This is a genomic window from Pleionea mediterranea (assembly GCF_003148745.1).
GTDB lineage: Bacteria > Pseudomonadota > Gammaproteobacteria > Enterobacterales > Kangiellaceae > Pleionea > Pleionea mediterranea.
In genome coordinates this window covers 234,552-248,208 of sequence record NZ_QGGU01000008.1, presented here as the reverse complement: position 1 = coordinate 248,208, position 13,657 = coordinate 234,552, and the positions used below count along the sequence as shown (strand labels likewise).

The window sequence follows — 13,657 nt, the reverse complement described above, 5'->3', positions numbered from 1 at the left end:
TTACCTGCCTGATTAATACCACAAACTTGGAATACGTTCTTTGCTAAATCAATAGAAACTAGTTTAATATTATTCATGATGAATACCTCTCTGATTACTTAAGTTCCAAAACTAAGTATGGCGCATTATGACGCCGTTAGTAGGGAGGTGTTCATCGCATCAGCCATAACTTAAAAAGGATTTGTTGAGAGTCAAGCTCTGGAGATGGGGGGGTAGCCCAGTTAGCGGTGATGCCGCTCAAAAATATCTAAGCGGAAATGCTGGTAAAGCATGGCACCTAAAAAATGAACAGGGTCGGTTCGGCCTTACAGTATTAGATAATACGCTATGCTCCGTCTTCGTTCACCAGGGCGAACCTGCGACTTTACAAAACAGTATGGAAGCTTGATTGCCACCAAATAATAGTGGCTTTACTTATAAAAAAGAAACCACAACGCAGTACCTTGCGACGACGTCCTATCAAATATTTCGTGGTGGTCAACTTATGGAGCAATGGGTAATAACCCTTAATACGCAACCGAGAGCCGAGCTAGTGGCAATAATGTCTTATGACGGCCCGTAATCTACCCTCGCCAGCAAGCTGGCTGGACATCCACTGCGTTGTTTGTTTTGTGCTTTTCAGCTACGATGACACAAAATAAACAACTACGTTCAGGCCGGTAATTGCGGCGTTAGGCCCACAAAAACAAGGTGAGACTTTGAGCATCAATTGGAAGCCGAAAGCATGGATAGCCATACTCTTAGGAGTAATTCTACAGGCATTCACATTTCTATACTTAAATAGGCCAAAGCTATTTTGGCTTTACTTTATTCTCTCTTGTGCTGTTTCTGTAATCGACTGGAAATATCAAACGCTATTTGCGGCTGCCTTTTCATTGATTTGCCCGATTCATGCGTATTTTATAGTAAAGATTTTTGAGTATTCTGGTGAGCGGGCTTGGTACTCTAAATGGTGGGGTATCCCAGCCATTTATGCTGCTTTTTTCTCAGCAGTCTTTCTCTTTCGTTCCTTTTTGTATGAGCCTTATGTTTTCCCTTCCTCATCAATGCAGCCAACAATAGATCCGGGTAACCATATCATTGTTCAGAAGCTTGGTTACCGAACATATGGAACTTATGGTATTACTATATCTAGCAAGGAATTAGCCTCAGCTGATCTAATGCAGAGAGGAAGGCTGTATGCATTTTATCCTCCTCATAAAGATATTCCTTTTGTTAAGAGGCTTATAGCTCTCCCCGGAGACACAGTAGCTATTAGAGGTAATGATATTTCTATTAATGGCGCTGTATTGGCCACAGAAATGTTATATGAAACAGATCTGCTATCAGTCTATGAGCAGAACCTGAGCGGAATCACACATTTAATTCAACGACTAAAAATGCGGCCATCTAGAGACATGGAAGAAATCGTAGTCCCAGAAAAAAGCTACTTCTTTATGGGCGATAATAGAGATAACTCGGCAGATAGTAGATTTTGGGGCTATGTTGCCAGTGATCGCATCATTGGGGAGGTCATATATGTCTTCAAATAATGGCCTAACAATGCGGCGGGACAAAGCACTGCGCGCTTTGTCCCTTAGCTGAGCGTTAAATACATATGAAAATAATACTGTCAATTTTAGCCAATACGCTTTCATTGACTATTCACACGGCTGAATTATGTCCAAGTATCAATATTCCAGCTCAACTGCAAGAAAAGGACATAGCAATTATGCTTTCTCAAATTAAAAATGAGAATTCATTAAAAATATCTTCGATCCATTTTTTCTCTGAGACAATTAAAGAAGAGAGTGATGATTTTATGAGTGGGGTGCAATTAACAACCTACTTTGGTAGATGTGGAGCAGGGATGTCGTATCGATTTTACAAGTCAAAGAATAATTGGCTTTTTAAGGATATTATTACTTCCGGCTCTCCAAGGGTATGTAATAAGTCCGTCAATTACTGTGAATAAGTATTTAACAATACATCTGAATCGACGCGAAAAAACGCACGTGATCTTGCACCCTGATACTAGACACCTAAAGTCTAGCGAGGAAATGCAAGATGCCAAAAACATATAGTAAAGAGTACGATAGATATAGTAATAACTTCAAGCGATTAGCCGTACTATTGACGTATCACCCCGATCTTCTAGCATTAGAAGTTGCAGAGCACTTGGGAATACACCCCGTAATGCTTTACCGCTGGAGGATGGAGATGAAACGAGGCCAGATTAAAGGTGGTGATTCAGAAGCTGATATTGTTGAAGAGACGGAATTAATTGAGGCGAATCGAAGAATAAAGCAGCTCGAAAAGCAGCTTAAAGAGACTCAAAGGGAGCGGGATTTCTTAAAAAAGGTCAAACGCTTTTCTCAGCAAAAAAAGTAGATATTTTTCGTTTTATAGAGCAACACAGAAATAACTTTTCAATCTGCTGGATGTGTCGCAGGTTCGGTGTTTCTAAAAGTGGCTTCTATTACTGGGAAAAGCATCAGCGACCAAAGGTAAGTGTAGCGGATACCGTTCTATTGAAGGCCATAAAGCGTTATCATCGTGGAAGAGCTAAAGCTTATGGCAGTCCGAGAATGTACCGGCTACTTAGGAGTAAAGGAGTAACTTGTTCGCGACGACGAGTGGCTAGAATTATGCGAGAAAATGGTATTTTAGCTAGTGTGGTTGGCTTGTACACATTCAATCCAAAGCGACGAGAACGTTACCAGAAAGTTAAGAACCTACTAAAGTTAGCACCGCCAGCTCATCAGCCAAACCAACAGTGGGTAGCGGACTTCACTTATTTGAAAACGCGAGAGAGAAGGTGGGTTTATCTTGCAACAATAATGGATGCCTTTTCTAGAAAAATAGTCGGCTGGTCGATATCACATACAAGGGATTTTAACTTTACCTTTGCTGCGTTGAAAATGGCGTTGAGTAGAAGAAAGATAACCCAAAATTTAATCTTTCACACAGATCAGGGAATTGAGTATGCAGGGCTTAATTTTCAACGAGCTCTTAAGGAATCCGGCCTGACACCCAGCATGAGTGGTAAAGGACGCTGTTTGGATAACCCAACAGCGGAATCTTTCTTTCATACATTTAAAACCGAATCGTTTTATCAGAAAGTATTTGATAATATTAAACAGATTAGAAGAGAGTTTGTTTTGTATATTGATTTTTACAATAAGCAGCGGTTGCACTCAAGTATCGGATATTTATCACCTGAAGACTATGAGACTGCCAATGTATAGTAGTCCAGTATCAGGGTGCAAGATCACACGTCTCAATTTGGCGTTAAACATTTACTAATGTTAAGTGAGAAAGTGTACGTTATGTCATGCTGTTAATAAAAATATTTAGTTCAAGTATGTACGATGCCAATTAAAAGGACTTGTTAATACACTTAAGACTCACTCTAGGTGCTTAACAATTTTTCGAGTGGTTCGTATCAGTTTTTTTTGATTATTATCTGGCTCTGAAATCGCAATTGTCTGCTTTTTATTTTGTTGTTGCTTTATTGCCCACGTGACGTGTTCTTTAATTAAGTCGGAATCGGTTGTGTTAAGGCATTGATTCAGGGCTTCTAAAATACGCGGTGAATATTCTGCATTGCCTAATGCAATCGAAATGTTACGTTGCCATCGCTCAAATCCAATTCGCCGGATGGGTGAGCCTTCAAAGTTTTTTAAAAACGTTTCTTCACTCCATAAAAATAGCTCGAGCAATTCAATATTGTCTAAGCCGTGTCGAGGCGAAAAGTCATCTATGTCGGTTGCTTTGGCGTATCGATTCCAGGGACAGACCAGCTGGCAGTCGTCGCAGCCATAAATGCGATTGCCCATAAGCGGGCGCAGTGACTCGGGGATTGAACCAAAATGTTCAATGGTCAGGTACGAGATGCATTTACGAGCGTCTACCGTGTAAGGTGCAACGATGGCTTGTGTTGGGCATATACTGATACAGGAAGTGCATTTACCGCATAAATTTTCCGGCTTTTCATCTGCTTCCAACGGTAAGTTGGTTAGAATTTCACCCAGAAAAAAGAAAGAGCCTTCTGACTCGTTAATTAACATGGTGTTTTTGCCAATCCAGCCAAGGCCGGCTTCTTCGCCGTAAGCGCGTTCCAGCACAGGAGCGCTATCGACAAACACCCGATAAGATAAGTTTTCGGACAGCTGCTCAAGTTGTTTGGCCAGCTTTGCCAGTTTTTTACGCATCAACTTGTGGTAATCACGGCCAAGGGCGTAGCGAGACACAATGGCTTTGCTGCTGTCTTCCAGAGTTTCAGCGAACTTTGCCGGGGTCGGCACATAATTCAAACGCACACTGATAACGGACAGTGTACCGGGTACCAGGCTTGTAGGATCACTGCGAAGGGCTTCCCGATCAGCCATATAGCCCATATCGCCATGGTAGCCCTGTTTTAACCACTCTTTATACTTTTCAACATGGGAGGGAATATCTGCCTGGGCAACACCGCATTGCTGAAAACCAAGCGACGTCGCTTGCTGCTTTATATAAGCTTTAAGTTGTTTCGGTGAAGATAAGCTTGTCACAGGAACTCATGGGTTAAGGTTTTGAGCATTATATCCACTGAGCCAATGAATGGCTAATCACTGCTGGCATTCGGCTATCATGTCGCCAGACAGCGAATAGCAGTTTATTGTGTGATCCGCTTTGGCGCCTTCGTCGTACAAATAGGCGGTAAGAGATAACTTAGTAACATGCCCATTCAAAGATGATATTGCAAACATAACTTGGAAAACAGATAGCGGTAGAAATTTGGCGCTAACAGGCGTATTTTTACCAGTGTAAGACAAACATTCTCATTTAATAAATGAACATGCATTAGGTTATCGTACTTTGTATTATTTTTATGCAAAATTGTAGAAACAGTTACAAAAACAGCTGTATAAAGATTTGCACAAAGAGCTGCTTAAAGAGCTGCAAAAACGATGCTTGATGGATGGTTAAAAAGGCTGATTATTTATGAAACTGATTAATCGAATGACTTTATTGTTTTTTATGGTCACTATGGCTGCCATTATGACACCCTCGGTTGTAGAGGCAAAAGACTGGACCGGTGCATTGTTTCCAGAATTTGAATTAAAAAATCAGGCTGGAGAGGTGATATCGGACAATAAATACGAAGGCAAGTGGGTGGCCTATTATTTTTACCCAAAGGACAATACGCCAGGCTGTAGTATCGAAGCTGAAAACTTTGCTAAGAATCATAAAAAATTTCAAGAACTTGGATTAGAAATTGTTGGCATCAGCCTGGATGATGTCGAATCACATAAGTCATTTGCCAAAACTTATAATGTTGAATTTGATTTGCTGGCGGATGTTGATAAGTCGCTGTCGAAAAAGTTAGACATGGTGAATTACTTACCCTGGCCTCATACCCGCCGCGAAACTTTTATTGTCGATGGTTCGGGCAATATAGTAAAACATTATCAAGAGGTTAATCCAAAATCACATGTGGAGCAGATCTTTGCCGATCTTAAAACCTTAAAAAAACAGTTAAAATAAATTAAAGAGGGCGGATTAATTCCGCCCTCAATATTTTACTTTTGTTAAATTATTGAATTTTAATAATTAACATAAATACGCACATAGGTTGCGTTGTTAACCCCCGATGACTCCGAAATAGCACCGTTATAATCAATCACAGCGCCAAGCCAATAGTATTGACCAGAATTAAGATTGGAAGGAATGGTTAAGGTACGCTGAAAGGTATAGGGAATGTTTCGTCCCAGTCCTAATGAACCTGTGCCAATGCGTCGATCACCTGTAGAAATATAGTTGTTGGTGGACACATAGTAACCCACAGCAGGCGACTGATAGGACTTACCATTATTTTCTGCGGTTAATTCCAGTCGAACGGTTTGTCCTTTATTGACACGATACACCCACTCACCACTATTCCCAAAGCGGGAGAGATTACCGCCAGAAGAATTATACAGACGAGTCGGTTGATGACGACTGTACTCACCGCTGGTACCAAGGTATTTATGATGACTCAAGGAAACATCTTCCATATAGCCGCCTGTGGTGCCATATAAAATAACCGCGCCATTGGCTGCATCTTCACCTAAGTAAGCCCGTGTTGAATTGCCGTTGGCGTGAATGAAGTCCCAGTCCTGTCCCATGATATTGTAATAACGATTTTCATGAAGCAGTCCTAATGCATGACCAAACTCATGAGTAGCCGTTGTTCTAAATGGACGAGCAGAGCCGCCATAAGTATTCAGCGCCGATTTGTTACTGGAGCTGGTATAAGTCACATTATTGTTGAACACAACATCCACTTCATCAATGCCATGCCGCCAGCCAAATAACCAGTAGCAGTGTGTCCAGCTAAAGGCTACCGCAGGTGCTCCGTCTAATGCGTCGGAATCATTGGTAAACCAGGTTTCATTTTGCCCATTATCAAAACCCACGGATGTATCGCCGGTTGATAAATTAAAGTTAAATTTACTGGGGTTGTCATTCACCCGACTGATCACGGTTTGTAAGGCGCTGCGATAAGATGATCCCGATGGGAAGCTAACATTACTGGCTCGCATGGTAACAGTATTGCTGTCCCATTTAATTTTATTACCGCTGCAGGTTCGCCATGAAGCGGCTTCAGTTGACTGTATATAGGTTAAGGAACCTAAAACTATCGCTATAGATATTAACTGTTTCATAATGATTACTCCTTTAATTAATGTTCGTCCTGAGTATTGCCAAGTACGGGATCTCCGCCGTTTTTACGCAACATTTCTTCTTCCCATAAATCAAACGACGATTTACCTGGATTGGAAAGAGGCATCATTGCCTTTTTGGTATTCGATGAAGCTTGTTTGGTTGGGCTGGCCATTGCTTGATCAAGCGGTGCAACCGCTTTAAAGAATCCACTTGAAAAGCCTTGTGATGGGTCGCTGGATTTAAAGTTCATAGTTGTCAAAGCTCCTTTTGAACGCTGTTGAGTCACCTTGCTTTTGACACTGATTAAAAAGTTATCAATATCAACAGGGCTGCTGCCTTTATTGGGCGTGATTTTTGATTCACCCGTTTCATTGCTCACTGCTCGCCCACGACCTTTTTGGCGATTGGTTTTGCCTATTTGGTCAGCCATGCTTTGACGACTTAGCTGATAACTGCCTTTTTCATTCATGACAACGGGCTGACCATCTTCACTGGCGATAAACCCGCTTAAGTTTCTAAACCGGCCACTGCTGCAATCAACCAGAGGACAAATAATTTTATTGTTTTTACGGACAAACAACACATCGCTTTCGCCCACTTCAAACTCTGGAACATCGGATACATGAAGATAACGTTCTGATTTGCCTGTGGTTTGTTTGCCGCCAATAAATCGAAGCGTCACCTGCTTTTGTTTGGTTTCGCCGGCAATTAACTCGTCCATACGATAGGTGACAAAAGTGTGTGGAAGGCCTTCGCTGGAATCTTTGTAGGTTATATCGGTAACCTCACCTTTAAAGATAAGATCAGATTTATTAATCAGCTTATTCAAATCAATGCTGCCTTTGGCCATGGCTGGAATAGTCATTAGCGATACTGCCAAAGTAGCACTTACTGCGGTTAGTTTATTCATTACTCAGTTCCTTTAAGTTGGTTAAACAAACCAGCTAATACTTATGAAGCAAGCTGGTGACTCTTATTTAATGAAAATAAAATGAGATATAATAGGGCGCAGAGTAATTGTTGTTGTGAGCGAATGCTTAGACCATTGTACGAATAGACAGCGTTTGAGCGGTTGAATTATCTTAAAATACGGTTAAAAAAAGCCAAAAGTGATTGATAAATTAGGAAAAACAGTATGAGGCGTTTTAATCGGTATGAATTAATAGGGTGAAAACATTGGCTCAGAGAAAGAGCCAATATCGTCAGGTTCGATGCAACATAAAGGTTCGGTATTCAAGGTTCTCCAGTAGCCTAGATAACAAGTAAATACCAAGTATGCTGACAAGACTGGTGGATAATGCGAAGCCATAACCAAAAAACGAGGCGCCCAAATCAATACTGATTAAACTGAGAGTGCCATTCAATAAAAAGAACATCAGGCATAGGATTAATGACGTTTTTCGATCATCCAGATAAAAAAGTACATTCAAGATAGACAAAAATAATACCTGCATGCCAACCCCAACAATATCAATATAAAGCAGTGGGGCGTACAAAGAGGATATACCAAAGGCATTTAGTATATCTTTGCCCCAAAGCAATAACAGAACAACTGTTATTCCCTGAACTTTAAAGATTTCATAAATGCCTTGCCTTGCGGTGTAAATCATCTGGGACTTTCGATACTGGATATTTTGTAAGGTATCGCCTTCACGAACGGAGTTGTAAAATAAATCGTATTGCTCAGCGAAATCTGTTTCCATTCGTACCAGAAAAACCGCCATTCCGGGAATAATAGACAGATACGCCAGAAAAATGGGAAAGTCATAAATAACAGATGCTCGTAAAGGACCAATGATGGCGTCAGAGGTATCCGGATGAAACCAGAAAACAATTTTATCTATCCATACACCCGCATTAAAAAACAGTCCGGTAAAAGCCAGACTAATGAATATATTTTTATTTTTTAAAAAGTCGAAGCTGACGAGTTTGATGCCGGGGTACTCTCGAATAATAATGAACAAAAAGCTGCACAATAAAAAAGCATGACCTAATAAAATGCCACTTAACAGGCCTTCAATACCAAAGTCAGTCATCAGTAATGCCGCAGCAACGGCAATGCCATAACCTATAAAAAAGAAAACCAGTATTTTAATGTAGGCTTTCATACTGGATAGAAAAATCAGCACAATCCATAAGTTACTCAGCACAACAAAATTGCAAAACATTAGTAATATGTATTCTATTGACTGATTGATAAATAAAAAGCTCAGTATTATTGATAGCGTACTTACCACCAATGTGGTTATGGTCAGGGCACCCAGTAAATTCGGCAATATAATATTGGATTTGTTTTCAAACAGGCGATCGGCAACAAACCGGGTAAACATTAATTGCAAAAAACCGGTGACAATTAACGATGCAGCCATTAAATAGGTAACGGATACCAAAAACTGTACGATTAATGTGGTGTTGGTCATTAAGCTAAAGCTGAAGATACCAATCAGCATGACTGCAACAATAGACAGCACCCATGGCCCCGAACTAATAAGTCCGGCAAAGCCATAAGCCTGCAGTAACGAAAGAAAACTGTCTTTCTTTAGTATTTTTCGAATTTCAAAACCTATTCCTGCCATGGGGACTCCAAAGCATTGCGATAGGTTTCGTCGTATTTATCAAACATCATTTTATGGGTGTAATATTTTTTGGTGCGTTCAAGGCCTGCTTGTTGAGCTTTATACCAAAGCTCCTCATTTTGAAGCAGGTTGATTGCCGCTGTTGCGGTTGCATCAGGATCGGCAATTGGAACCACAGCACCACCAGAACCAATGCGGCGGTCATCATCATTTTGTCCTTCGATAAGCTCTCGACAGGCGCCAACATCGGTAGCAATACAGGGCAGACCCGATGCATAGGCTTCAAGTATAACCAGTGGTAATGCTTCACTGATGGAGGTTAAAACCATTAAACCCAGTTTCGGTATAATGTCGAATATGTTTTGAAAACCTAAAAACTTTACCTGATTTTCAAGGCCAAGACTTTTAACCAGATCTTTGCACTCATTAACATAATCGGGATCTTCATCCTCCGGTCCGACAATCCAGCCTTCGACTTCTGGCATTTCGGTACAAACGGTTCGCATGGCCCGTATAAAGGTTTTAATATCTTTAATGGGCACCACACGGCCAATTAGTCCTAACACTTTCGGAATTGATTTTGGTCTTGACTCGAGCAGTGTTTCAAAGCGCTCTAAGGATATACCGTTTGGGACAACTTCTGTTTTATCGGCATTAGCGCCATCAATAATCTGTCGCTCCCGATTTCCTTCGTACAATGAAATAATCGGATCCGCTGACTGATAAGTTAATCGGCCCAGCACCTCAAAAAAACGGATCCAGAGATTACGTATATACCCCACATCGGAGTGAAGCGTTACACTGAGTTCTTCTTTTGGTTCGTGTACCCATTTCGCCTGAGCCAAATCAATTTTACGTTCTTTGGTATAAATGCCGTGCTCGGTAAGAATAAATGGATAATTACGCTGTCGTTGTAACATGGCGCCCAGTAAACCTGCATAACCTGTCGAAACGGCATGGATGGCTTTTACTTCTGGCATGGTGTTAGAAATTTTTGATAATACAAAAAGTGGGGCATGCATGGTTCGAATTGACCAGAAGTAATCAACAAAGGAAGGCTCTGTACAATGTTTTTTGTATTTTTCCTCAATAAAATCCCAGGCTGATCGGCTGAATAAAAAGTCATCGTGAGTAATTCCGTCAGGCTTTCCGATGCCATTGAAAATGGTTGCTAATAAATCGGCAGGTACTTCGGTATTGTTTTTAAAGCACTCATGCATGGTTGATACTTTTTCAAATACCGAACGGTTGCCTTCACATTTAACCGGTTTTTTATCTTGCCAGGATTCCATTAAGTAATGAATTTCAAGGTGTTTTACATTGTCAGGCAGTTCATACTGCATATCGCCATAATGATCTTTTGAGCCGCCTAAAAAGATTAATGCAAATGTGTACTGAGGTAAGCCGGTAATGATTTGATGAACCCATGAAGAGACTCCTCCTCGAATATAAGGGTAGGTACCTTCAAGCAACAAGCCAATATCGGCCACTGGTTTTTTGTTACCCGTAATTTTATCAGGACTACTCATGTTAGTTTAACCAATAGTTCAGAACGGGCATCAGATTCGCCTGACTTTTACCGCTAATTTTATACATGGACAAGTAATTCGGAATTAATTCGTAAGTCCGGTTTAAGAAAGCAATTTCTGCTAAATATGGACTAACTGAGCTGGGCTCAATACCATGTTGAATTGCTCTTTCAAATGTTAACCTTGCTTTTGGTAGTTCTTTTTTATTCAGTAATATTTGACCGTAGAGTTTAAGCGATGATGGTGTTTGCTTAATATCAAGTGATTGGGTGATGTGTTGCTCGGCCTGATTCAGAACATGGTTTCGGACACCGCCTTGCACAAGATCAAGGTAGACCAGTTCCCAGTAATTATTTGCGATCAATTGATGCAGTAAAAAACGTCGTTCATCGTCATCACTTTTGCTGTCATTGAGTTCTTCTATTGAGTTTAGGTGACGATTGATTTCTTCACTGATGTGCTTTTCTTTTTCATCCAGCATTGAGTAGGCGAGTAGGCGAACATCATCCACAGGATCTTTTAACGCAAACTTTAACAGGCTAATGGATATTCGCTCTGGCATTTGTTTCAGTGATAATACAACTTTTAATCGTTTTTCTGGACTGGGTGAATCCCTTAAAATTTGTATCAGTCCACCAGGACTATAAATTGGGTAGCTGTCGTAATCGGCTGCCTTAAATGGCAGGAGAGGTTCATCGGTGTCATACCAGGGATCGGAACGTTGTACTCGAGGTAGATTTAACGCAAGCAACACTGCGCTGCTTAACCCAATAGAGCCAATAAACGGGATAAAAAATTGAAACACGTATAAAAAGCCATAGCTGGTATGAAATGGCAGACGATAACGCGTTGGTAGAAGTCGCCATAAAACAATAGAAAACAGTGCCACAGCTCCCGCATGAGCAGAGACAAAAAGAACTAATTTTAGCCAGGTGGGTAGATCGGAGCTTAAACTCGCGATACTGCCTGCTTCAAGCAAAATACCCTGAGTAACTAACCAGTGGGTGTTCATGTGAGCAATGTTTCCGAATGAATGATTGTAAGAGTTCAGGATCTTTCGACATATAGTGAATATTTATTTCAACCGGTAACTGAGTCAAACTCATACCAAGCTGTGACTGGCAAGCTTCCTGTAGCCGGTTTCGGTATCCTTCAACACCAATTAACTCGGTTAAGGGTAATAGACAAATGACCTCAACCGTTGAGTCTGTCTGATATTCAAAAATAAGATCCAGTCCTCTGCGAATTTGTTTAATGATTGATAATACTTGATAGCCAGCATCATTGTTTTCGATATTAAAGCTGATCACCGTAGAGGGTAGTTCGTGTTTATTTATATTAATGAGTGAACGTTTTAAATTAACCAGCATATCGGTCAGTTCTACATCCTCTAGCTTATCAACAACTTGAATGGCACTGAATAAGTCGGCGATATGACCGGCTAGTACGGCTAACAATTTTTGTACCGGCTCTTGAAATGACAAAAATGGCATTGAGTTAACAACCACCACAGCATATAAATGATCATTGGAATCAATAAATGGAATGCACATCATATATTTAGAGTGCTGAGCATTTATTTTTTTGACCAGCTCAGGATTTATACTCACCACTTGTCGAGTGGAAATACAATGCTTTAATAAAGGATCGTCATTTATCAATGTAATATCTTCACCCAGCCTGCTCAATGGTTCCGACTGAATGCCTTGTTCAGTATATTGATAAAAGGCAGCTTGCTGAATCGAACCATACTCTGAAAATAAGGCCATGATTTTATTGGCAACCGCAGAACTGATTTTTGATAAAAGATTTTGATGTTGGTTTGAACCTTGAATATTTTTGCGTAGATTAATTAATGCTTCACGCAAACTGAGTGAGTGACCGGCCATTTGTTGCTCCAGTCGATCATGTGACACTTTTAACATATGAAAGCTTCGGGTAAATTCATCGAGTCGAAGTTGTCGGTATTGATTGGACTCCTGTAATCGAGATAATCGTCTTTCCCAAGTATCACGAAATTCACCAGCGACCATACTGGTGATCGCTATAAATATTGCATAAGTTGGTGTTAAGTTATTTGCATCATTATTTAGACGTTGCCACAGAACTATGATCAGCAATAACAATGCTGCGCTGACCACGCCTTTGAAAAAGCCATACCGCAAGCTGATTAACAGAGGCGCAACCACAGGCCAGGCAATGGTTGAATTAAGAAAAAACGGATCATCCGGCTTCGCCAACTGGCAAAAGACAATAACCAGTGTGGTAATAACAGCGACCTCAAGCCAGCTAAACCATGCTGCGGCCTGTTGTGTTATTTCATAGGAGTTGCGGTTGAATTCCATAGTCGGTCATTAATCCAGATTTAATTCGGCTAAAAGCTCTTCAATTAGCTGATGCATGGCAACTGCAACACCTTCTCGTCCCCAGCCAGTTCGTGCGCCACTGGCACTCCAGATGACTTGTTCGGTATTGGCATCAATAATCTTCAAACTAATACCAATAGCAGGTTCACCATCGAGGCCAGCTTTGTATTGCCACTCATCCACTGTACCCGTTACCCAGTATTGTGCCGGTTGTGTTTTTGCCCATGCTTTTGCTTGTTGCAGTTGGATTTGATCATTATTTAAGCCAAACCGATTTTGTTCAGTCGGGCGAGGGTACTCGGTTAATTGCCCAATACCAGTAGCTCTAAGATGGCTTGCCAAAATTGCCTCAGTACGTTCGCCGGCAAGTGGTGCCTGAGTTAAATTACTGATGGGCAATAGCACCCAGCGGTTCGATGCTGTAATGTCATCTGACTGATAGACCTTATGAGTGCTACAGGCAGTGATTGCGAGTAGGAGTGCTGCACTGAATATACATTTAAAAAGTTTTTGCATC

The 13,657-nt window shown here is 40.9% G+C and carries 15 protein-coding genes; 7 read left to right on the top strand and 8 right to left on the bottom strand.

The window, feature by feature from the left end; all coding sequences use genetic code 11:
- Positions 1-181: 181 nt before the first annotated feature.
- The 6 genes from C8D97_RS18600 (at position 182) to C8D97_RS12480 (ending at position 3,227) form a co-directional block, all read left to right on the top strand.
- Positions 182-388: an NMCC_0638 family (lipo)protein gene (locus tag C8D97_RS18600; RefSeq protein ID WP_109764117.1), complete on the top strand. Its 207-nt coding sequence runs from the start codon at positions 182-184 to the stop codon at positions 386-388.
- Complete coding sequence (locus C8D97_RS18190) at positions 389-562, top strand: hypothetical protein (RefSeq protein WP_170115243.1); 174 nt, start codon at positions 389-391, stop codon at positions 560-562.
- A gap of 136 nt (positions 563-698) precedes the next feature.
- Positions 699-1,532 (top strand): signal peptidase I, encoded by an 834-nt coding sequence (lepB, locus tag C8D97_RS12495; protein ID WP_170115242.1) that lies wholly within the window; start codon positions 699-701, stop codon positions 1,530-1,532.
- Between the two features lie 65 nt (positions 1,533-1,597).
- Positions 1,598-1,954 carry a hypothetical protein gene (locus C8D97_RS12490; RefSeq protein WP_109764115.1) on the top strand — a complete coding sequence of 119 codons (357 nt, stop codon included), beginning with the start codon at positions 1,598-1,600 and terminating at the stop codon, positions 1,952-1,954.
- 92 nt (positions 1,955-2,046) lie between these two features.
- Positions 2,047-2,370, top strand: a complete 324-nt coding sequence (locus C8D97_RS12485; RefSeq protein WP_109764114.1) for a transposase — start codon at positions 2,047-2,049, stop codon at positions 2,368-2,370.
- Between the two features lie 2 nt (positions 2,371-2,372).
- Positions 2,373-3,227: an IS3 family transposase gene (locus C8D97_RS12480; protein ID WP_109764113.1), complete on the top strand. Its 855-nt coding sequence runs from the start codon at positions 2,373-2,375 to the stop codon at positions 3,225-3,227.
- Positions 3,228-3,386: 159 nt separating this feature from the next.
- Here the strand turns inward: C8D97_RS12480 and queG are convergent, their stop codons facing one another.
- Positions 3,387-4,532, bottom strand: a complete 1,146-nt coding sequence (gene queG / locus C8D97_RS12475; protein WP_109764112.1) for a tRNA epoxyqueuosine(34) reductase QueG — start codon at positions 4,530-4,532, stop codon at positions 3,387-3,389.
- A 433-nt stretch (positions 4,533-4,965) separates the two neighbouring features.
- Here queG and C8D97_RS12470 point away from each other — a divergent pair, with 433 nt between their 5' ends.
- Complete coding sequence (locus C8D97_RS12470; protein ID WP_109764111.1) at positions 4,966-5,508, top strand: peroxiredoxin; 543 nt, start codon at positions 4,966-4,968, stop codon at positions 5,506-5,508.
- A gap of 59 nt (positions 5,509-5,567) precedes the next feature.
- Here C8D97_RS12470 and C8D97_RS12465 read toward each other — a convergent pair whose 3' ends face one another.
- The 7 genes from C8D97_RS12465 to C8D97_RS12435 form a co-directional block, all read right to left on the bottom strand.
- Complete coding sequence (locus tag C8D97_RS12465) at positions 5,568-6,668, bottom strand: matrixin family metalloprotease (protein WP_109764110.1); 1,101 nt, start codon at positions 6,666-6,668, stop codon at positions 5,568-5,570.
- A gap of 17 nt (positions 6,669-6,685) precedes the next feature.
- Entirely contained in the window at positions 6,686-7,579 is an 894-nt protein-coding gene (locus tag C8D97_RS12460) for a hypothetical protein (protein WP_109764109.1), read from the bottom strand.
- Between the two features lie 292 nt (positions 7,580-7,871).
- A complete protein-coding gene (pelG, locus tag C8D97_RS12455) occupies positions 7,872-9,245 on the bottom strand; it encodes an exopolysaccharide Pel transporter PelG (protein ID WP_109764108.1) in 1,374 nt (457 codons plus the stop codon).
- A complete protein-coding gene (gene pelF, locus C8D97_RS12450; protein WP_109764107.1) occupies positions 9,233-10,774 on the bottom strand; it encodes a GT4 family glycosyltransferase PelF in 1,542 nt (513 codons plus the stop codon). Before pelF ends, pelG begins: the two co-directional genes overlap by 13 nt.
- Position 10,775: 1 nt before the next feature.
- A complete protein-coding gene (locus C8D97_RS12445) occupies positions 10,776-11,786 on the bottom strand; it encodes a HEAT repeat domain-containing protein (RefSeq protein WP_109764106.1) in 1,011 nt (336 codons plus the stop codon).
- A complete protein-coding gene (locus C8D97_RS12440) occupies positions 11,746-13,119 on the bottom strand; it encodes a PelD GGDEF domain-containing protein (RefSeq protein ID WP_109764105.1) in 1,374 nt (457 codons plus the stop codon). The genes C8D97_RS12445 and C8D97_RS12440 overlap by 41 nt, the downstream gene beginning before the upstream one ends.
- Positions 13,120-13,128: 9 nt before the next feature.
- Positions 13,129-13,656 carry a hypothetical protein gene (locus C8D97_RS12435; protein WP_109764104.1) on the bottom strand — a complete coding sequence of 176 codons (528 nt, stop codon included), beginning with the start codon at positions 13,654-13,656 and terminating at the stop codon, positions 13,129-13,131.
- Between the last annotated feature and the right edge of the window lies 1 nt (position 13,657).